This window comes from Streptomyces sp. NPDC004134, from assembly GCF_042874195.1.
Classification (GTDB): Bacteria; Actinomycetota; Actinomycetes; order Streptomycetales; family Streptomycetaceae; genus Streptomyces.
Map to the genome: position 1 here is coordinate 1 of NZ_JBIAMS010000021.1, position 19,662 is coordinate 19,662.

General features: G+C 73.2%; 17 protein-coding genes and 3 pseudogenes. 13 read left to right on the top strand and 7 right to left on the bottom strand.

Annotated elements, in window-relative coordinates; translation table 11 throughout:
- Positions 1-651 precede the first annotated feature (651 nt).
- The 5 genes from ACFYVJ_RS24295 (at position 652) to ACFYVJ_RS24315 (ending at position 5,715) form a co-directional block, all read left to right on the top strand.
- Positions 652-996, top strand: coding sequence for an ArsR/SmtB family transcription factor (locus ACFYVJ_RS24295; protein ID WP_388895094.1), 345 nt, complete (start codon positions 652-654; stop codon positions 994-996).
- Positions 993-2,831 carry a SulP family inorganic anion transporter gene (locus ACFYVJ_RS24300; protein ID WP_388895097.1) on the top strand — a complete coding sequence of 613 codons (1,839 nt, stop codon included), beginning with the start codon at positions 993-995 and terminating at the stop codon, positions 2,829-2,831. Before ACFYVJ_RS24295 ends, ACFYVJ_RS24300 begins: the two co-directional genes overlap by 4 nt.
- A 210-nt stretch (positions 2,832-3,041) precedes the next feature.
- Positions 3,042-4,112: an ArsR/SmtB family transcription factor gene (locus ACFYVJ_RS24305; RefSeq protein WP_388895100.1), complete on the top strand. Its 1,071-nt coding sequence runs from the start codon at positions 3,042-3,044 to the stop codon at positions 4,110-4,112.
- Positions 4,113-4,225: 113 nt separating this feature from the next.
- On the top strand, positions 4,226-5,161 hold the full coding sequence (locus tag ACFYVJ_RS24310; RefSeq protein WP_388895103.1) for a hypothetical protein: 936 nt from the start codon (positions 4,226-4,228) through the stop codon (positions 5,159-5,161).
- A gap of 74 nt (positions 5,162-5,235) precedes the next feature.
- Positions 5,236-5,715 carry a hypothetical protein gene (locus ACFYVJ_RS24315; protein WP_388895106.1) on the top strand — a complete coding sequence of 160 codons (480 nt, stop codon included), beginning with the start codon at positions 5,236-5,238 and terminating at the stop codon, positions 5,713-5,715.
- Between the two features lie 57 nt (positions 5,716-5,772).
- On the opposite strand, the gene ACFYVJ_RS24320 is transcribed toward ACFYVJ_RS24315, so the two are convergent.
- On the bottom strand, positions 5,773-6,372 hold the full coding sequence (locus ACFYVJ_RS24320) for a PadR family transcriptional regulator (protein WP_388895109.1): 600 nt from the start codon (positions 6,370-6,372) through the stop codon (positions 5,773-5,775).
- Positions 6,373-6,483: 111 nt separating this feature from the next.
- On the opposite strand from ACFYVJ_RS24320, the gene ACFYVJ_RS24325 reads away from it, so the two are divergent.
- Positions 6,484-7,890 carry a carotenoid oxygenase family protein gene (locus ACFYVJ_RS24325; protein ID WP_388895112.1) on the top strand — a complete coding sequence of 469 codons (1,407 nt, stop codon included), beginning with the start codon at positions 6,484-6,486 and terminating at the stop codon, positions 7,888-7,890.
- A 105-nt stretch (positions 7,891-7,995) separates the two neighbouring features.
- Here the strand turns inward: ACFYVJ_RS24325 and ACFYVJ_RS24330 are convergent, their stop codons facing one another.
- Positions 7,996-8,439: a carboxymuconolactone decarboxylase family protein gene (locus ACFYVJ_RS24330; RefSeq protein ID WP_388895431.1), complete on the bottom strand. Its 444-nt coding sequence runs from the start codon at positions 8,437-8,439 to the stop codon at positions 7,996-7,998.
- 133 nt (positions 8,440-8,572) lie between these two features.
- Between ACFYVJ_RS24330 and ACFYVJ_RS24335 the strand changes: the two genes are divergently transcribed.
- Positions 8,573-9,460, top strand: a complete 888-nt coding sequence (locus tag ACFYVJ_RS24335; RefSeq protein WP_388895115.1) for a sigma-70 family RNA polymerase sigma factor — start codon at positions 8,573-8,575, stop codon at positions 9,458-9,460.
- 110 nt (positions 9,461-9,570) lie between these two features.
- On the opposite strand, the pseudogene ACFYVJ_RS24340 reads toward ACFYVJ_RS24335, so the two are convergent.
- From ACFYVJ_RS24340 to ACFYVJ_RS24350, 3 pseudogenes are all read right to left on the bottom strand, one after another.
- A pseudogene (locus tag ACFYVJ_RS24340) lies at positions 9,571-10,878 on the bottom strand (PQQ-dependent sugar dehydrogenase); the annotation flags it as partial.
- A 182-nt stretch (positions 10,879-11,060) separates the two neighbouring features.
- A pseudogene (locus ACFYVJ_RS24345) lies at positions 11,061-11,597 on the bottom strand (DUF1080 domain-containing protein); the annotation flags it as partial.
- Between the two features lie 295 nt (positions 11,598-11,892).
- Positions 11,893-12,542, bottom strand: a pseudogene (locus ACFYVJ_RS24350) (HAD family hydrolase).
- A 126-nt stretch (positions 12,543-12,668) separates the two neighbouring features.
- Here ACFYVJ_RS24350 and ACFYVJ_RS24355 point away from each other — a divergent pair.
- The gene (locus tag ACFYVJ_RS24355) at positions 12,669-13,547 is read left to right on the top strand and encodes a sigma-70 family RNA polymerase sigma factor (protein ID WP_388895117.1); all 879 of its coding nucleotides are present in this window, start codon (positions 12,669-12,671) and stop codon (positions 13,545-13,547) included.
- Between the two features lie 12 nt (positions 13,548-13,559).
- Here the strand turns inward: ACFYVJ_RS24355 and ACFYVJ_RS24360 are convergent, their stop codons facing one another.
- Positions 13,560-13,895, bottom strand: coding sequence for a hypothetical protein (locus tag ACFYVJ_RS24360; RefSeq protein ID WP_388895119.1), 336 nt, complete (start codon positions 13,893-13,895; stop codon positions 13,560-13,562).
- 100 nt (positions 13,896-13,995) lie between these two features.
- Here ACFYVJ_RS24360 and ACFYVJ_RS24365 point away from each other — a divergent pair, with 100 nt between their 5' ends.
- The 5 genes from ACFYVJ_RS24365 (at position 13,996) to ACFYVJ_RS24385 (ending at position 19,466) form a co-directional block, all read left to right on the top strand.
- The gene (locus ACFYVJ_RS24365; protein WP_388895122.1) at positions 13,996-14,424 is read left to right on the top strand and encodes an NUDIX domain-containing protein; all 429 of its coding nucleotides are present in this window, start codon (positions 13,996-13,998) and stop codon (positions 14,422-14,424) included.
- Between the two features lie 95 nt (positions 14,425-14,519).
- Positions 14,520-15,605 carry an S-(hydroxymethyl)mycothiol dehydrogenase gene (locus ACFYVJ_RS24370; RefSeq protein ID WP_388895126.1) on the top strand — a complete coding sequence of 362 codons (1,086 nt, stop codon included), beginning with the start codon at positions 14,520-14,522 and terminating at the stop codon, positions 15,603-15,605.
- Positions 15,602-16,219: an MBL fold metallo-hydrolase gene (locus ACFYVJ_RS24375; RefSeq protein ID WP_388895129.1), complete on the top strand. Its 618-nt coding sequence runs from the start codon at positions 15,602-15,604 to the stop codon at positions 16,217-16,219. Before ACFYVJ_RS24370 ends, ACFYVJ_RS24375 begins: the two co-directional genes overlap by 4 nt.
- 178 nt (positions 16,220-16,397) lie before the next feature.
- Positions 16,398-17,573: a lactonase family protein gene (locus ACFYVJ_RS24380; protein ID WP_388895132.1), complete on the top strand. Its 1,176-nt coding sequence runs from the start codon at positions 16,398-16,400 to the stop codon at positions 17,571-17,573.
- A 324-nt stretch (positions 17,574-17,897) separates the two neighbouring features.
- Positions 17,898-19,466 carry a class I adenylate-forming enzyme family protein gene (locus ACFYVJ_RS24385; RefSeq protein WP_388895135.1) on the top strand — a complete coding sequence of 523 codons (1,569 nt, stop codon included), beginning with the start codon at positions 17,898-17,900 and terminating at the stop codon, positions 19,464-19,466.
- Between the two features lie 24 nt (positions 19,467-19,490).
- Here the strand turns inward: ACFYVJ_RS24385 and ACFYVJ_RS24390 are convergent, their stop codons facing one another.
- Positions 19,491-19,658 (bottom strand): hypothetical protein, encoded by a 168-nt coding sequence (locus tag ACFYVJ_RS24390; RefSeq protein ID WP_388895137.1) that lies wholly within the window; start codon positions 19,656-19,658, stop codon positions 19,491-19,493.
- Between the last annotated feature and the right edge of the window lie 4 nt (positions 19,659-19,662).

The following is a 19,662-nucleotide window of genomic DNA, read 5'->3' on the forward strand; positions in this document are numbered from 1 at the left end:
AGCGTCAGTCAGAGCAAGAGCCAGACCCCCGGGCGGTGCCATCACCAATCCTCACTGTCAGAGCAGGCGCCTACCCTTGGGCGGGTGTGAGGGGATGTGGGGATGTGGGGGCTTCGCGGAGTACGGGGTCGCCGGACGCGGTCTGCGCGCCTAGGTCCGACCCGTGCCAGAACCCCGCCCACGCGCTCCGCTCAGCCCGCGTCTCCGGACCCAGCCCGCGCCCCCAGCCCGCGTCCCCAGACCCGGCCCACGTCCCTAGCTCGCGCCCCCAGCCCGCGCCCCCAGACCCGAACCCAGCCCGCGCCCCCGGACCCGGACACGGCCCGCGTCCCCAGACCCGGACACGGCTCGTATCCCCAGGCCCCCACCCAGCCCGCGCCCCCGGACCCGGACACGGCCCGCGCTGCTCCGCTCCGCGAACGGCCGTCAGTCCAGCGCCCGCTCCCCCGACCCCCGCCCCGGCCCCCACAGACCGGCCACCCCGCACCCCATCAGCCCGCCGAGAAGCCGACCCCCCGCGCCCGCACCTCCGGCGCGACCAGACCAGAGCCCCCCTCCTCCGCCCCTCCCCGTCCCCAGCTTCTTAAATTGCAATACTCTGCAATTTGCTACATCATGTAGCCGCCACCCGATCACTTGGAGTCGACTCACGTGCAGGTCCCGCTCTACCAAGCCAAAGCCGACCTGTTCCGCATGCTCGGCCACCCCGTCCGCATCCGCGTGCTCGAGCTCCTCCAAGACCGCCCCATGGCCGTCCGCGACCTCCTCACCGAGATCGGCGGCATAGAGGCCCCCGCCCTCTCCCAGCAGCTCGCCGTCCTCCGCCGCTCCGGCATCGTCACCGCCACCCGCGAAGGCTCCACCGTCGTCTACGCCCTCGCCGGCGGTGACGTCGCCGAGTTGATGCGCGCCGCGCGGCGGATCCTCACCGAGATGCTCGCCGGGCAGAACGAACTCCTCGCCGAGTTGCGGGAAGCCGAGGCCGAGGCGCGGTGAAGACCCTCCTCCTCCGGGTCCGGCGCCCGGTTCGTGCGCTGCTGCCCGCGCGCGACGACCTCCGGGACATGGGGCGCGAGCCGCGGCGGGATCTGCTCGCCGGGCTGACCGTCGCGATCGTCGCGCTGCCGCTCGCGCTCGGGTTCGGGGTCTCCTCCGGGCTCGGCGCCGAGGCCGGGCTCGCGACCGCCGTCGTGGCCGGGGCGGTGGCGGCGTTCTTCGGGGGGTCCAGCTTCCAGGTCTCCGGGCCGACCGGGGCCATGACCGTCGTGCTGGTGCCCATCGTCGCGCAGTACGGGCCCGGCGGGGTGCTCGCCGTGGGGCTGCTCGCGGGGGTGATGCTCGTCGGGCTCGCGGTGGCGCGCGCGGGGCGCTACATGCGATACGTACCGGCCCCCGTCGTCGAGGGGTTCACCCTCGGCATCGCGTGCGTGATCGCCCTGCAGCAGATGCCCAACGCCCTCGGCGTCGAGAAGCCCGAAGGCGAGCGCGTCCTCGTCGTCACCTGGCGCGCCCTGGAGGAGTTCGCCGCCGCCCCCAACTGGACCGCCGTCGCCCTCACCGCCGCCGTCGTCACCGTCATGCTCGCCGGGGCCCGCTGGCGGCCGGCCATCCCCTTCTCCATCGTCGCCGTCATCGCCGCCACCCTCGCCGCGCAGGCGTTCCACCTCACGGACGCGAAGCCGATCGGCGAGCTGCCCGCCGGTCTGCCGGCTCCCTCCCTCGGCTTCCTCGACCTGGGCGACCTCGGTACGCTCCTCGCCCCCGCCGTCGCCGTCGCCGCGCTCGCCGCCCTGGAGTCGCTGCTCTCGGCACAGGTCGCGGACGGCATGGCTACCGCGCAGACGAGCCAGACCGTACAGACGGACCAGACCGCGCAGACAGTCCACACCGCGCAGACAGGCCACACCGCGCAGACGAACCCCGAGGAACACCCCCTCCCCCGGCAACACGACCCCGACAAAGAGCTGTTCGGCCAGGGCCTCGCCAACATCGCCGCCCCCCTCTTCGGCGGCGTACCCGCCACCGGCGCCATCGCCCGCACCGCCGTCAACGTCCGCACCGGCGCCCGCTCCCGGCTCGCCTCCCTCACCCACGCCGCCGTCCTCGCCGTGATCGTCTTCGCCGCCGCGCCGCTCGTGTCGAAGATCCCCCTCGCCGCCCTCGCCGGAGTCCTCCTCGCCACCGCCGTACGCATGGTCGAGGTCGCCTCGCTGCGCGCGATGGCGCGGGCCACCCGCTCCGACGCGGCCGTGCTCGTGCTGACCGCAGGCGCCACCCTCGCCCTCGACCTCGTCTACGCCGTGATCATCGGCCTGCTCGTCGCCGGCGCCCTCGCCCTGCGCGACGTGGCCCGGCAGGCGCGGCTCGACCAGGTCTCCTTCAAGGCCCACCTCCCCGGCGACCACACCGACGAAGAGCACTCGCTGCTCGCCGAGCACATCGTCAAGTACCGCCTCGAAGGCCCCCTGTTCTTCGCCGGCGCGCACCGCTTCCTCCTGGAGCTGACCGACATCGCCGACGCACGCGTCGTGATCCTGCGGATGTCCCGGGTCTCGACGATCGACGCCACCGGCGCGCTCGTCCTCAAGGACGCCGTGGAGACCCTGGACCGCCGCGGCATCGTCGTCATGACCTCGGGCATCCGCCCCGAGCACCGCCGGGCGCTCGACTCCGTGGGCGCGCTGGATCTGCTACGGGCCGAGGGCCGCGAGTACGCCGCCACTCCCGACGCCGTCGCCGCCGCCCGCCGCCACCTCCACGGCGCCGGCATCCTCCCCGCGCCACGCCCCGCCTCCCGCACCGCCACGCTCGTCGAGGAGCCGAACCGCTAGCGCGGAGTATCCCCGCGGAGCAGCCCTCCGCCGCCCGCGTACTCCCCCCGCACGCCCGCCGGTTACTCCCCGTGTGCGATGCGCCCCGCCGCGGATGCGGTCAGGCTGATACGCCGCCGTCGCCCTGGCGACGCGCGCGGACCGACCGACGACCGGCCGAGGCGAACCGTCTGCCGCAGTCAGCCCGGCCGCATGACCAACGGGGGACCCATGTTGCAGGTGCACTTCACCGCAGACGATCTCGCGCGGGTACGCGTCGCGCACGCGCCCGACCACTTATGGGAGATCACCAACAGTTTCCAGCTCCTCACGGCGCGCCGGATCCCCCCAGCGTTACGCGAGTGGCACGGCCGCGTCCGCCCGCTGCTGCCCGCGAGCAGCCGCCTGCTGGCGCCGCTGCTGCCACCCCGCGGCTACTCCCCCGACTTCCTCACCCCCGAACTCGGCGGCCCCGTCGACCTCGACCAGGCCCTCGCCGCCGTTCTCGGTACGCCCCGGGCCGTACTCCGCCGCGACCTCGCCCGCCTCGCCGTCTCACGGGCCAACGCCGCGTGGGGCAGCGGCTCGTGGGGCCGGACCCCGCGGGGCGGGCAGCGGCCGCTGCCCGCCGAGGTCCGCGCCCTGGCGGCGGGCGACCCCGCGGCGCTCCGCCGGCTGGCCGCCGCGCTGCGGGCGTACCACGGCTGGGCGCTGGCGCCCTTCTGGCCGCGGATCCGCGCGCAGGTGGACGCCGACCGGGCCGTACGCGCCCGGGCGGTGCTCCAGGGCGGCACGGCCGGGCTGTTCGCCGGCTTCCGGCCCGCGCTCCACTGGGAGCCGCCGCTGCTGCGGGTGGACTACCCGGTCGTACGGGACGTGCGGCTCGACGGCCGCGGCCTGCTGCTCCAGCCCGGCTTCTTCTGCTTGCGCACGCCCGTCATGCTCGCCTCGCCCGGCGCGCGGCCGGTCCTCGTCTACCCGATCCAGCACACCCCCGGCTGGCTCCCGCCCCACACCGCAGCCCACACCACAGCCCCCGGCACCGCACTCGACGCGCTCATCGGGCGTACCCGCGCCGCCATCCTGGAGGACGTCGCCTCCGGCCGTACGACCGGCGAACTCGCCCTCCGCCTCGGCGTCACCGAAGCCGCCGCGAGCTACCACACCGCCGTCCTCCGCCGCGCCGGCCTGCTGCTGAGCATCCGCCGCGGCAGGCACGTGCTGCACACCCTCACCCACCCCGGGGCCGTGCTCCTGGAGAGTCCGGCAGGCGGCCCGGCCGATCGCCCGGCCGACGCTTAAAGCAGCTTTTCAGTGTGTGGCCCGGCGGTGCCCGCCGCGGGCAGGCTGAAGACAGCACACGGAGAACAACGGGGAACTGCCGGGGACAACACGGGGAAAACCACGGGGGATTCATGCGACGACGCACCAGCGCCATCGCCGGCCTGCTCGCCACCGCAACGGCGTCACTCACGCTGCTGACGGGCTGCACGGCGGACGGCACGTCGACCGCCGGCACGCCGGCGGGAGCCGCGGGCCCGGCCCGCGACCGCGAACGCGCACTCACGCGAACCGAGCAGGCCCGCCTCGACGAGGCCGAACAGCGCCTCGTCCAGCGCTGCATGGCACGGCAGGACTTCCCGTACTGGATCTTTCCGCGGGTGAGCGCCGACACCGAACGGGCCTTCTCCGACGACTTCGTCCAGGACGACGTCGCCTGGGCACGGGAGCACGGCTACGGCGGCCGGCTGAAGAAGGCGTTCTTCGCCGAGAAGAAGCGCGACCGCAACCTCGCCTACCGCGAAAGCCTCTCCCCCGACGCACGCGAGCGCTACATCACCGCGCTGTCGGGCGGCCCGGACACACCGGTCCGGTCGGTGAAGCTCCCGGCCGGAGGCACCGTCCGCACCATGCTCGGCGGTTGCGAACTCACCGCCCGTAAGGAGCTGTACGGGGACGTGGAGGCGTTCTTCCGCGCCGACAAGATCGCCACGAACCTGAGCGGCCTCTACTCGCCACAGCTCATGCGCGACAAGCGCTACACCGCCGGCGTGAGCGCGTGGTCATCGTGCATGAAGAAGGAAACCGGGCGCGCGTACGCGACCCCGGATGCCGCCCGCGCAGACGCGGAGGAACGGACCGGCGGGCTGAGCGACGAGCGGGCGCACGCCGTCGAGGTCGGACTCGCGGTCGCGGAGGCCACCTGCGCGCAGGAGACCTCCCTGGCCGGCACCCTGGCCGCCCTGGACCGCGAGTACGGCGACCCGGTGCGCAAGCGGTACGGCGAGGAGGTCGCCACCGCCGACAGCATGAGGCTGGCCGCCCTGGAACGGGCCGACCGGGCCTCGTAAAGACCCCATCGCAAAGACCCCATCGCAAAGACCCCATCTCTCACCGAGTACGGAGACAGAAAGGGAACGACGCCATGCGCAAATTCCATGCTGCCCTGGTGGGGGCAGTCATGACCGTGACGGCGAGCACGATGCTCACCGGCCTGGCCGAGGCGGCCCCGGCGGCACCTCTGGGGCCCAACTGCGACAGGGAGTACCACAAGTACAAGGGCGACGGGTACCTGCGTATCTACGACGGTGTGGACTGCACCGAATACCTCGACCGGGCCGCCACCGACGACTTCAACTGGGGAGACAGCGCGGCCCCGGTCGAGAGCCACGCCAACGACAGGGCGACGTCGCTGCTGAACACCGGCACCTACGCCGGGGGCATCCACAACATCCAGTTCTGGGAGCACAAGGGCCGCGTCGGCGGCACCGGCTGCCTGGCCTGGGAGGAGCTCTACATCAGCGACCTGCGGGACGACGACTTCGCAGGCGTCAGCACCGCGAACGCGAACCAAGCGATCAGCTCGCACCACTGGCGGTCGAGCTGCACCAACCCCTGGACGTAACGTCCGGCACCGCGCCGCCCGGGCCCACCGCCCGGGCGGCGCGTTTCGCTGCCCCCCTCAACGCCCCCGCAGCCGCGGGTCCACCACCCCCGCGCCCCCCTCGGCGATCTCCGCCCAGAACGCCACCGCCAGTTCCTCGAAGCGCAGCCCGAACGCCAGCGCCGCGGCCTGCGGAACGCCGAACCGCGCGCCGGACGAGTCGGCGGCGGACGACGGCTCGGGGACCTCGGCCAGGATCGCCTCGTACTCCGCCAGCTTCCGCCGGTGTGCCGCCAGTTGCGCCTCCGCCAGCCCCCGCACCTCGGCCCCCTCGGACTCCCCGGGGCCCCTCTCCCGCTGGAAGTACAGCCGCAGCAGGCCCTCGTCGCGGACGTCCGTCGCGCCCTCCGGCGGGGCCGTCAGCCACGCGGCGAGCGTGTCCCGCCCCTTCCGGGTCAGCGCCAGCGTCCGCCGTCTGCGCCCGGTCGCCTCGCGCTCCTCCGTCACCAGCCCGCGGCGTACGAGCCGGGCGGCCTCCGCGTAGATCTGCGAGCGCGGGAAGTCCCAGAAGTGCCCGACGCTCTGCTGGATCTCGCGGTCGAGCGCGTACGGCGTGGCGGGGCCCGCCTGGTCGAGGAGGCCGAGCACGACATAGGCGCTGGCGGAGAGCGACGGCATGACATCTCCCGGTCTGGACGGTCTGAACCTCGGCGTTGCACACCGGACTTCGGCACCGGAGCATCGAAACAGTACAGGCTGCACGTTTCGATATGACGATCGGAGCCCGAGATGGCCACCGCGACCCGCAGCGCCGACCCCCACGACAACCCGTACCTGGAGGGCAACTTCGCCCCCGTCCCCGACGAGCTGAGCGTCACCGGCCTCCCGGTCACCGGGACCCTGCCGCCCGAGCTGAACGGCCGCTTCCTGCGGATCGGACCCAATCCCGCCGCGTACGAAACCGGCGTGGGCCACCACTGGTTCACCGGCCGTGGCATGGTGCATGGCATCCGGCTGCGCGACGGGCGGGCCGAGTGGTACCGCAACCGGTTCGTACGGGGCGATGCCCCCGAGGACTCCCCCAACACCAACGTCCTCGCCCAGGGCGGCCGGCTCCTCGCCCTCGTCGAGGGCGGCGGCGCGCCCGTGGCGATCGCCCCCGGCCTGGACCGGATGCGGACCTGGGACTCCGGCGGCGCGCTGCGCCGGGGCTTCACCGCGCACCCGAAGATCGACCCGGCCAACGGCGAGATGCACGCCGTCACCTACCTGCTCGACCCCGCGTCGGAGCACCTGCGCTACGTCGTCGTCGACGCCGCCGGCACCACCACGCACACCGCCGACCTGCCCGTGCCCGGCGTGCCGATGGTCCACGACATGGCCATGACCGCCACCCGCGTCGTCGTGCTCGACCTCCCGGTGACCCTCTCGGCCGCCGCCGCGGGCCGCCTCGCCGCGGGCACGCCGCAGAGCGGCGACGCGCTCCCGATGCGCTGGAACGACGACCACCCGTCCCGGGTGGGCGTGCTGCCGCGCGGCGGTACGGCGGCGGAGATCAGGTGGTTCGACGCGCCGCGCTGCTACGTCTTCCACGTCCTCAACGCGTACGACGCCCCCGACGGCTCGATCGTCATGGACGTCGTCCGCTACGACACGGTGTTCCGCGACCGGTTCCGCGGCCCCGCCGACGGGCTCCCCGCGCTGGCCCGCTGGACCGTCCCGGCGCACGGAGGCGCCGTCGCCGAGCAGATCATGTCGGACCGGAGCGTCGAATGGCCCCGGATCAACCGCGAACTGACCGGGCGGGCCCACCGCTTCGGCTGGTTCGGCGGCATCGGCCCGGAGAGCCTGCGGCTGTCCGACGACGTCGGCCGCGACCGGGGCGGCAGCTTCGAGCCCGGGCCGCTGGTCAAGTTCGACACCGCCACCGGCGAGTCCGAGGCCCACCACTTCGGCGCCGGGCGGGTGACGCAGGAGCCGGTGTTCGTGGCCCGGCCGGGGGCCGTGGCGGAGGACGACGGGTGGATCCTGTCGGTCGTCTACGACGGCGGCACCGACCGCAGCGAGCTGGCCGTACTCGACGCCGCCGACGTCGCGGCCGCGCCCCTGGCGCGCGTACACCTGCCGCGGCGCGTCCCCTTCGGCTTCCACGGCAACTGGGTCGCCGACGACGAGATCGGCGCGCAGCCGGCCTAGCGGGAAGGCCGTGGCCGTCAGCGGCACACCGGACAGCCGGCCCGGCACGCCGGCAGCCGGCCCGGTCCGCCGCCCGCGGACCGGACCGGCGTCCGGCGTCCCCGGTCAGGAGCTCCAGTCCTGCGGCACCTGCTTGGTGGTCGCGTTGATCCGGTTGAACAGGTTGGTCACGGCGATCGTCAGCACGATGGCCGCGAGGCCCTTCTCGTCGTAGTGCCTGGCGGCCTCGTCCCAGATCGCGTCGGGCACCGGGTCGCTGCGGTCGGCCATCCGCGTCGTGGCCTCCGTCAGCGCCAGCGCGGCGCGCTCCTCGTCGGTGAAATACGGCGCGTCCCGCCAGGCGGCGACGCTGGCGAGCCGCTCGTCGGTCTCGCCGCTCTTACGGGCGTTACGGGCGCCGGAGTCGACACACGAGCTGCATCCGTTGATCTGGCTGGCGCGCAGGTGCACCAGGTCGAGCGTGGTTTTCGGTACCCCGCCGGAAAAGGCGGCCTTGTAAATGTCCCCGACGGGCTGCATGGCATCGAGAATCATGGCCGGATTCTGCATTCGCGGTTGCATGGAATATCACTCCTCATGGGAATTTCGTGCCGCCGGATTCCGGCGCGCACACTGCTACGACGTCTGCCGGCGGGAGGGTGTGACACCGGCCCGCCGCGCGGCCGCACCGGCAAGGTGGATGATGGTGGCCATGTACGAGAGCGAACTGCTGGCCGGCAGGTTCGAGGAGAGGCGCCCGCGGCTCCAGGCCGTGGCCCACCGCATGCTCGGTTCCGCGGAGGAGGCCGAGGACGCGGTGCAGGAGGCGTGGATCAGGCTGCAGCGCGCCGACGTGACGGCCGTCGAGAACCTCGACGCCTGGCTCACCACCGTCGTCGGCCGCGTCTGCCTGGACATCCTGCGGGCCCGTACCCGGCGCGAGGAACTGTTCGAGGAGCTGCTCGACCAGCACGCCGACCCCCCGCCCGCCGCGCCGGCCGACGAGGCCGCCGACCCGGAGCAGGCGGCGATGCTCGCCGACTCGGTGGGCAAGGCGCTGCTGGTCGTGCTGGACACGCTGGAGCCGGACGAGCGGCTGGCCTTCGTGCTGCACGACATGTTCGCCGTGCCGTTCTCCGACATCGCCGCGGTCATCGAGCGCAGCCCGGCGGCCACTCGGCAGCTCGCCAGCCGGGCCCGCCGCCGTGTCCAGGGCGCGTCACCGCTGCCCGACCTGCGGCGTCAGCACAAGGTCGTGAGCGCGTTCCTCACCGCCGCCCGCAGCGGCGAGTTCGACCGGCTGCTGGCGCTGCTGGCGCCGGACGTCGCGATGCGGGCCGACGCCACCGCGGTGAGCATCGGCGCGGCGCAGGCCACGCACGGGGCGCAGGGGGTGGCGAGGATCTTCTCCGGCGGCGCGCAGGGGGCGCGGCTCGCACTGGTCGACGGGGCCGTGGGTGCCGTGTGGCAGGCGAAGTCGCGCACGATCGTGGCGTTCGGCTTCACCCTGGAGGACGGCAGGATCACGGCGATCGACCTGGTGGGCGAGCCGGGGCGGCTGGAGGAGCTGGACATCGCGGTGCTGGAGTAGCCGGGTCAGGCACCGGGCGGGCCGCCGGGGGCGCCGCCGGGCGGGAGAACCGTCCGGCGGCACCTACGGCTACGCGTCTTCCGCTGCGCCTATTCGGTGGCGCCCGCGGCGTAGTCGATGCGGTAGATCCCGGCGTCCGTGTTGGTGCTCCCGCGGCCGACGCCGCTGCCCGCTCCGAAGTCGATGACGTAGAGCGATCCGTCCGGGCCGAACTCGGCGTCGAAGGGCTGGATCCAGCTCATTCCCTCGAACACCGGGTCGATCGACTGCAGCTTGCCGTCCGCGTACGAGAACGTCTTGAACCACTTACGCGTCAGCTCGTAGTTGAACCACTTGCCGTCGTACGTCTCGGGGAACTTCGTCGCGCTGTCGAGGTCCGGGTCGAAGTCGTACGCGGGACCGCCCATCGGGCCGCCGCCGCCGGAGCCGAGCTGCGGGAACTCGGCGGAGGCCGCGTACGAATACCAGACCTGTGCGGCGGTGGCCGGCGGCAACTGCGTCTTGCCCGTGTTGTTCGGCGAATTGTTCACGGGCGCGGCGCAGTCGAACTTCCCGCCGGAGGTGCCGGCGGCGAAGTCGTAGTCGTTGAACGGGATGTTGTTGCCGACGCAGTACGGCCAGCCCATGTTGCCGGCCTTGGAGATCAGGTTGTATTCGACGATGCCCGCCGGGCCGCGGTTGTCGTTCGCCGTACGGGCGTCGGGGCCGTAGTCGCCGACCATCAGCGCGTCGGACGCGGGGTCGACCGAGATACGGAACGGGTTGCGGAACCCCATCGCGTAGATCTCCGGGCGGGTCTTCTTCTCGCCCTTACGGAAGAGGTTCCCCTTGGGCACGGTGTACGTGCCGCCCTTGGTGGGCTTGATACGGAGCACCTTGCCGCGCAGGTCGTTGGTGTTGGCGGCGGTGGACTGGGCGTCCCAGGCGTGCCGGCCGGCGCGCTCGTCGGTCGGGGTGAAGCCGTCCGACTCGAAGGGGTCGGTGTTGTCGCCGGTGGCGGCGTACAGGTTGCCCTTGCTGTCGAAGGCCAGGGAGCCGCCCATGTGCACGTTGGCGCGGCCCTCGCCGCGCCAGGTGGGGACGGACAGCAGCACCTTCTGGGAGGCGGGGTCGAGCCGGTCGCCCTTGAGGGTGAACCGGGAGATGTTGACCTTCTTCTCGGCCTTGTCGGAGTGCATGACGTACAGCCGGTGGTTCTGCGCGAACGCGGGGTCGAGCGCGAGCCCGATCAGCCCGTCGGACTGGGTGGTGAACTCCAGCGGATAGTCGAAGTCGTACGCGGTGGTGACCTCCCGCGTCTCCTGGTCGACGATCTGCAGCTCACCGGTGCGCTGCGCGTAGAGCACCCGCCCGTCGGGCGTGACGGCGAGCTCGAACGGGTCGGCGAGGTCGGAGTCGACCAGCGCGGTGCGGGTGAACCCGGCCGCGTTCGGTGCGCTCGTGCCGGTGGGCTCGGGCGCGGCCACGGCGGAGGGCGTCGCCACCAGTAAGGCGGGCAGGACGGTGAGCGCGGCGACGAGGGACAGGGGTTTGATCGTGCGGCTCATGGGGCTCCCAACGGTGGAGGCGGTGCGGCGGGACGACGGTCCCCGCCTGCGCGTCACTTGCCATAGACCTCGATCACGATGTTCCGGAACGAGACCTCGTCCCCGGTCCCGTGGTTCTGCAACCCGATGTGGCCGGGCCCGAGCCGGCGTTCGGGGACGGTGTCGGTGTAGTCGTTGATCCGCACGCCGTTGAGCTCCACGGTGAGCCGGTCGCCGTCGACGCGCAGGTCGTAGGTGTTCCACTCGCCGGGCGGCTTGAGCGCGGCGTCGCGGGCGGCGATGTCGGCCGACTGGAACCCGTACACCGCGCCGGTGGTGCGGTCGGGGGAGTCGGTGGCGTCGATCTGGACCTCGAAGCCGCTGTTGCGGATGGCGGGGTCGTCACCGGCGGGAAAGCCGAGGTGGACACCGGAGTTGTCGTCGCCGGCCAGGCGCCAGTCGAGGGTCAGGTGGTAGTTCGTGCCGAACTCCCGGCCGGAGTACCAGATGAGGCCGAGCCCGCCGTACGAGGTGAGCGCACCGTCGGCGAGCGTGAACCCGCCGGGCCCGGCCTGGCTCCAGCCCTCGGTGCCGGTGCCGTCGAAGAGGACGAGGCGTTCGGCGGCGGGTTTCGCGGCGGGAGCTGTGGCGGGGGCTGTCGTGGGGGCCGTGGCGGCGGGTACGGGGGCGGGGGCGGGTACGGCGGTGGGGGCGGCGACGAGGGCGGCCCGGAGGGGGATGCGGCGGTGGGGGGTGGGCACAGTGGTTCTCCTGAGATCGCGAAGAAAGCGCTTTCTGACTGTGCTCTGTCAACGTAAGCCTCCTGCCGCCCTGGGTCAACGCCCCGGCGCGTACGGGAAATCGAGCCCCGCGACGAGGCCGGCGGCCGCCGCTCCGCCCCCGCGGTCAGCCCGCCAGCAGCGCGGGCAGGTCGCGCATGTCGTCGAACACGACCGTGCCCGGCCCCGCCAGCCGCGCGGCCGGCGTGAGCCCGCCGCAGTAGCCGAAGGCCCGCATCCCCGCGGCCCGGGCCGCCCGCACCCCGTAGACGCTGTCCTCGACCACCGCGCAGCGGTCGGGCGCTACGCCCATGGCCCGGGCGGCGTGCCGGAAGAGATCGGGCGCGGGCTTGCCGCGCGGGACGTCGGCCGCGCTGAATACGCGGTCCCCGAAATGACGCAGGAGACCGGTGGTCGTCAGGCTGCGCCGGATGGCGGCGTGGTCACCGTTCGACGCGACGCAGAATCCGGTGGTGAGTCCGTCGAGAACTTCCGGAATGCCGTCGACCGCGGTGAGCCGTTCCGCGAGCGCCGCCTGGTAAAGGTGGTCGTATTGCCGTGCCAGCCCTTTTCCAGCCGCCGTCCGAGCCGTTCCTCGACGACGGCCGTGTAGACCTCGATGGACGAGCCCACGAACAGCTCGACCATTTCGGCTTCCGTGAAGGTGCATCCCAGGTCGGCCATGACGACCGCGTCGACCTTGACGCATATCCGCTCGCTGTCCACGAGCACGCCGTCGCAGTCGAAGATCACCAGTTCCACAGGGCTTTGCGTCATGCACAGCAGCGTAGAGCGGTCACACACGGGCAGAATTACCCATAAGCTCGGAATATCCCGTATGTTGCTGTTCATACCGCTGGGCTGTGCGCGGGTCACTACCATGACGTCCGCCGGGAGGGACATGTGACAGTGAACGCTCAGCAGTTGCAGGCGGACTTGTTCGAGACCCGCAGACCGCGCCTGCAGGCGATGGCCTACCGCATGCTCGGCTCGTCCGGCGACGCCGAGGACGCGGTCCAGGAAGCCTGGATACGGCTCTGCCGCACGGACACCGACCAGGTGCGCAACCTCGACGCCTGGCTGACCACCGTGGTGACGCGGGTCTGCCTCAGCATGCTGCGCGCCCGTCGGTCGCGGCGCGAGGACCTCACCGACGAGCAGGTCCACGAACCGGAACGGGACCGCCAGGAGGCACCGGATCCCGAACGGGAAGCGCTCCTCACCGACTCGGTGGGACTGGCCCTGATCGTCCTCCTGGACACGCTCGGCCCGGCGGAGCGGCTCTCCTTCGTCCTGCACGACCTCTTCGACGTACCGTTCGACGAGATCGGCCGGATCATCGAGCGCTCGCCCGCGGCGGCCCGCCAGCTCGCCAGCCGCGCGCGCCGCCGCATCCAGGGCGCGGCGACGCCGCCCGCGGCCGACGCCAAGCGCAGCCGCGAGGTCGTCTCCGCCTTCCTCCTGGCCTCCCGCGGCGGCGACTTCGAAGCCCTCCTCGGCGTGCTCGACCCCGACGTCGTCCTGCGCGCGGACACCCCCGCGGTGCGGCTCGGCGCTCCCGAGGAGGCGTTCGGCGCGGTGGCCGCGGGCCGCTTCCTGTTCGGCCGCGCGGGCGGCGCGAAGGTCGCGCTGGTCGACGGCGCGGTGGGCGCCGTCTGGATCCGCGACGACCGCCCGCTGGTGGTGTTCAGGTTCGGCATCGTGGGCGGCCTGATCACGAGCATCGGCCTCACCGCCGAGAGGAGCCGGATCGACGGGCTGAAGCTGGAAGTCCTCACCTGAACCCGCGCCGGGTCAGAGGGCGTCGCGCAGCACCGCGGCCAGATGCTCCCGGGCGATGCGCCCGGACTCGGGATAGCCGACGATCCAGTCGACGGTCACGGTGATGACGCCGTCGGCGTGCGCCACGACGACGTCCCCGCCGCGCCGAAAGCCCGGTACCCGCTGCCGGATCCGCTCCCGCTGCCGCGCGTCCAGCGCGGCGCAGGCGGTGGTGTCGACGGTGAGGACCGTGCAGAAGCCGCCCAGGCTGGGATCGGCCCGGCCGACCGCGGGATCGGCGGGAAGCTCCCAGCGCAAGTCGTCCTCGGGAATGAGGATCGACGCATCGACACGAACTCCGCCCACCATCCGCCCATGCTCACACACCCTGCCGGGATGGACAGGAAACCGTAGCGTGGTGCGGATGGGATCCCAGTCGATGCGACCGGCTCTGACCGGAGGTTCGCCGATGCACACCGCGCGTGTCAGGACCGCCGCCTACGTGATCCGCGGTCGCCCGGGTGGGCGGGAGTTGCTCGTGTTCGATCACCGGGACTTCCCCGAGGCCGGGACTCAGGTGCCCGCCGGGGGTGTGGAGGGCGGGGAGTTGCTCGCCGAGGCTGCGTTGCGGGAGATCGCCGAGGAGACCGGGGTGGCGGGGGTGACGCTGGGGACGGCGCTGGCCGTGCAGCAGAGTCCGCATCCCCACACCGGGCAGCCGCAGATCACCGTCTACTTCCAGGCGGAGACCGCCGAGACCCGGGACGGCTGGATGCACACCGTCGTCAGCGGCGACGAGGACCGGGGGATGGCCTTCCGGTGCTTCTTCGTCCCCCTGGAGCAGGCCCGTGGGCTGCTGGCCGGGGATCAGGGGGAGTTCGTCGGGCTTGTTCGGTGAGCGGCGTCTTCCGTTCGCCTCGCTGACGCCCGCCTCACCCCTCCGCGGACGTCGGCGACGTACTGTATGAGCCCCCGCCACGAAGGGAGCGCCCCATGCCCCAGGACGTACGAGCCGTCGTCGCGCGCGCGAAGGACGAGCCGGTGGAGATCGCCACCGTCGTCGTGCCCGACCCCGGGCCCGGGGAGGCGGTGGTGGCGGTGCAGGCGTGCGGGGTGTGCCATACCGATCTGCACTATCGCGAGGGCGGCATCAACGACGACTTCCCCTTCCTCCTCGGCCACGAGGCCGCCGGTGTCGTGGAGTCCGTCGGCGACGGCGTCACCGACGTGGCGCCGGGCGACTTCGTGATCCTCAACTGGCGTGCCGTGTGCGGCCGGTGCCGGGCGTGTGAGCGGGGGCGGCCCTGGTACTGCTTCGACACCCACAACGCCACGCAGAAGATGACCCTCCAGGACGGCACCGAGCTGTCGCCCGCGCTGGGCATCGGCGCGTTCGCGGAGAAGACCCTCGTCGCCGCCGGCCAGTGCACGAAGGTCGACCCCGAGGCGTCCCCCGCCGCCGCCGGGCTGCTCGGCTGCGGCGTGATGGCCGGTCTCGGCGCCGCACTCAACACCGGCAACGTCGGCCGCGGCGACTCCGTCGCCGTCATCGGCTGCGGCGGCGTCGGCGGGGCCGCCGTCATGGGGGCGCGGCTCGCGGGCGCCGGGAAGATCATCGCGATCGACGTGGACGAGCGGAAGCTGACCACCGCCACCCGCCTCGGCGCCACCCACGCCGTCGACGCCCGCGCCGCCGATCCCGTCGAGGCGGTACGGGACCTCACCGGCGGCCACGGCGCCGACGTCGTCATCGAGGCGGTCGGCCGCCCGGAGACGTACAAGCAGGCGTTCTACGCCCGCGACCTCGCCGGGACCGTCGTCCTCGTCGGCGTGCCCACGCCCGAGATGAAGCTGGAGCTGCCGCTGCTCGACGTCTTCGGCCGCGGCGGCGCGCTGAAGTCCTCCTGGTACGGCGACTGCCTGCCGTCCCGCGACTTCCCCATGCTCGTCGACCTCTACCGGCAGGGCCGCCTCGACCTCGACGCCTTCGTCTCCGAGACCATCGAACTCGACGGCGTGGAGGCCGCCTTCGCCCGGATGCAGGCCGGCGACGTGCTGCGCTCGGTGGTGATCCCGTGAGCCGCGCCCGCGTCGACCACCTCGTCACGTCCGGTACGTTCTCGCTCGACGGCGGCACCTGGGACGTCGACAACAACGTGTGGATCGTCGGCGACGACACCGAGGCCCTCGTCATCGACGCCGCCCACGACTCCGACGCCATCGCCGCCGCCGTCGGCGACCGCCGCGTCACCGCGATCGTCTGCACCCACGCGCACGACGACCACATCGACGCCGCCCCCGCCCTCGCCGCCAAGACCGGTGCTCCCGTGCTGCTCCATCCCGACGACCGGGTGCTGTGGGACATGACCCACCCCGACCGGGCCCCCGACGCCGCCCTCGCCGACGGCCAGACGCTGCCGGTCGCGGGCACGGAGCTGACGGTCCTGCACACCCCGGGGCACGCGCCGGGCGCCGTCTGCCTCTACGCCCCGGAGCTGGGCACGGTGTTCACCGGCGACACCCTCTTCCACGGCGGCCCGGGCGCCACCGGGCGCTCGTACTCCGACCGCCCGACGATCGAGGCGTCGATCCGCGCGCGGCTGCTGACGCTGCCGCCGGAGACGGTCGTACGCACCGGGCACGGCGAGTCGACCACGATCGCGGCGGAGGCGGCGGGCGCCGGGGACTGGTGAGCGCCCGGGAGTTGGGTGGAAGGGTACGGAACGGGCGTCCCCCGGCGGGGTGTCCGCCCCCGGGGCCGTGCCGTGGCTCAACGGGTTCCGGCGCCGTTGACCCGTCCCGGGGGTCCCGGCATGCTCATGGCCGGGACATGCCACCCCACGTCACTCCACCCCCCACTGGAGGTCTCCCATGCCGTCCCGCCCCACACGCCGCGCCGTCCTCCTCGGCGCCGCAGGCTTAGGCGCACTCGGCACCGCGGCCGCCGGCGCCGCAGGCATCGGCACCGCCCACGCCGGCCCGCCGCCGCGGACCGCCCGCCCCCTCGCGCGACGCCCCCTCTACCTCGGCACCTACGGCCAGGGCATCCTCGCCTGCACCTATGACACCGCCACCGGCGCCCTCGCCGCCGCCGACGGCGGCTTCGGCGACGTCACCAACCCCGACTTCCTCGCCCTCTCCCCCGCCGGCGGCGTCCTCTACTCCACCGTCGGCGGCGGCGCCGAGGGCGGCGTACGGGCGTACGCCATCGGCGCGGACGGCGCGCTCAGCGCGCTCGGCGGCGTGCAGTCCACCGGCGGCGCCGGCGTCACGCACCTGTCGGTGCACCCCGGCGGCGGGCATCTGCTCAGCGCCAACTACAGCAGCGGCAGCGTCGCCGCGCACGCGATCGAGGCGGACGGCAGCGTCGGCGAACGCACCGGTTTCGTCCAGCACTCCGGTTCCGGACCCGACCCGGACCGCCAGGCGGGCCCGCACGCGCACCAGATCGTCACCGACCCCGCCGGCGGCTTCGTCTACGCCGTGGACCTGGGCACCGACTCCGTTCACACCTACGCGCTCGACCCCGGCAGCGGCGCGCTCTCGCCGGTCTCCGAGGCGAAGGCCGTGCCGGGCGCCGGGCCGCGGCACATGGTCTTCCATCCGGGGGGCACGCACGCGTACGTGGCCAACGAGCTGGACAGCACCGTCACCGCGTACGCCCACGACGAGGCGACCGGCGAGCTGACCCGGCTGGCGAGCCTGCCGACCCTGCCCGGCGACGTGGACCCCGCGGGCAACTACCCCGCGGAGATCGCCATTTCGGCGGACGGCCGCTTCGTCTACCTCTCCAACCGGGGCCACGACAGCGTCGCCCGCCTCGCCGTCGAGGACGACGGCGCCGCGCTGCGCCTCGTGGACACCGTGCCCTGCGGCGGCAACTGGCCGCGGCACATCACGCTCTCGCCCGACGGCGCACTGCTCTACTCGGCCAACGAACGGGGCCGCACCATCGGCGTGTTCACCGTGGACGCCGGCACCGGTGCGCTCACCGCGTCGGGCGAGCCGTTCGCGACGGCGTCCACCGGCTGCGTCCTGCCCACCTGAGCGCGGCCGGCCGGCCCCCGCGCCCGTCACGTTGGGTCACCTCGCGCCGGGCCGCGGGGGCTCCGGAGCGGCTGCCGGTGCCCGCGGGCACCGGGAGATTCGATTCGAACAAATAATCAAACAGGACCTCACAACCCGATTCAGGCGCCCGAGAGGTCGGACGTGTCTTGTATGTCGCCTTTCCCGTGACGAATCCTCAAGTAGACGCCAAGTCGCCCCCTGTTGGTGGCCAAGCCGGCCGCCCCACACTGTCGGCGCGCGACCCCGGGCGGCCCCGCCGCCCCCGCGTAACCGAACGTGACGCCGGTCTGGGTGGAGGGCCTCATGAGCCAGATTCCGAACCACAAGCGCGGCCTCTATCTGGGTACGGTGCCGGAGCGGGCCGCGGCGAAGCACGGCGCCACCCTGCTGACCCTCGACCACGACCTCGACGCCCTGCCCGAGGCCGGCCGCCGGCTGACGGTCGCCGAGGTCGCGGTCTTCGCGGCCGACCTGGCGAACCGGCTGGCGGCGGCGGGCGTACGGGCCGGGGAGCACGTCGTCGTCTACAAACGCGCCAACTTCGACGCCTGGCTGCTCGCCACCGCCGCCGCCCGGCTCGGCGCGATCCCCGTCCTGCTCTCCCCCGCCCTGCCCGCGCCCACGGTCGCCGCCCTCCTCAGGCGGCTGCACGGCCCGCACCGCCCCCACCTGCTCACCGACGGCCCGAAGCTCGCCGAACTGGCCGGCCTGCCCCTCGACGAGCTGGCCACCTCCGTGATCGGCGTGGCGGGCGCGGGCCGCGGCGTGGCCTCGCTGGCCCGGCTCGCCGGCTCCCCGCCCGTACCGCCGGTGTACCAGGGGCTGGACGAGCCCGCGATGATCACGCACACCTCGGGCACCACCGGCGTACCGAAGCTGGTCGTCCACACCCCGCGCACCATGCGCGCCCGGCTGCGCCCGCAGCTCGTCATGCTCGCGCTGCTGCGCCGCCGCGAGACGGTCGCGGTCAGCGTGCCGTTCGTGCACTCGCGGCTCTTCGCGGCGATGTCGCTGGTGCTCATGAAGGGCATGCCGACGCTGCTGCTCAACAACCACGAGCCCGCGGACGTCGCGAAGTTCTTCCTGAAGAACCGGCCCGGCCTCATCGAGGCGCTGCCCAACTCGTTCCTGGCCTGGGAGGGCCTGGCCGACGACCCGCGCGAGCCCCTGGCGTCCGTGAAGTACTTCTCCTCCACCTTCGACGCCATCCACCCGCGCACCGTACGCCGCCTCCTCGACGCCTCCCGCCGCCGCGCCCCGCAGTTCTTCCAGATCTACGGCCAGTCCGAGGTCGGCCCCGCCGTGGGCCGCCCCTACTTCCGCCGCGACGCCCACGGCATGGACGGCCGCTGCGTCGGCTTCCCGCTGCCGGGCAGCGCCCGGGTCCGCGTCGTCCCCCGGAACGACCGGAGGGCCTCCGCCACCAACCCCGGGTTCATCGAGGTCCGCTGGGACGGCATCGCCAAGACGTACCACGGCGAGCAGGAGCGCTACGACGAGAACGTCCACGACGGCTGGTGGCGCACCGGCGACGTCGGCTACCGCACCAAAGCCGGCTGCCTGCACATGCTCGACCGCGAGATCGACACCATCCCCGGCGTCGGCTCCAGCCTGGAGATCGAGGACGCCGTCCTGGACCGCCTCGACGAACTCGTCGAACTCGTCGTCGTCCAGGGCCCCGACGCGGAACCGGTCCCCGTGCTCTGCACCCGCGACGACAAGCCCCTGGCTCCCGCCCGCTGGCAGGCGGCCACCGCCGACTACCCCCAGCTCGGCGCGCCCGTCCACCTCCCGCTCGCCGAACTCCCCCGCACCGCGACCCTCAAGACCCGCCGCGTGGAGCTGTCCCGCCTCCTCCACGACCGCCTCTGACCGCCGCCCCTGACCGGCCCGATCTCACCCCTCGGGCAGCGTCCACTCCGGCCCGCCCCGCGGCGGCGCCGCACGCACCTCCCAGCCGCCGGCATCCGCGGCCGGCTCCCAGTACGGCACGTCCCCGGCGTAGCAGAGGCCGCAGGCCAAGAATTCGGGCAGCTCGTTCTTCAGGAAGTCCGCCGGGCCCATCGGG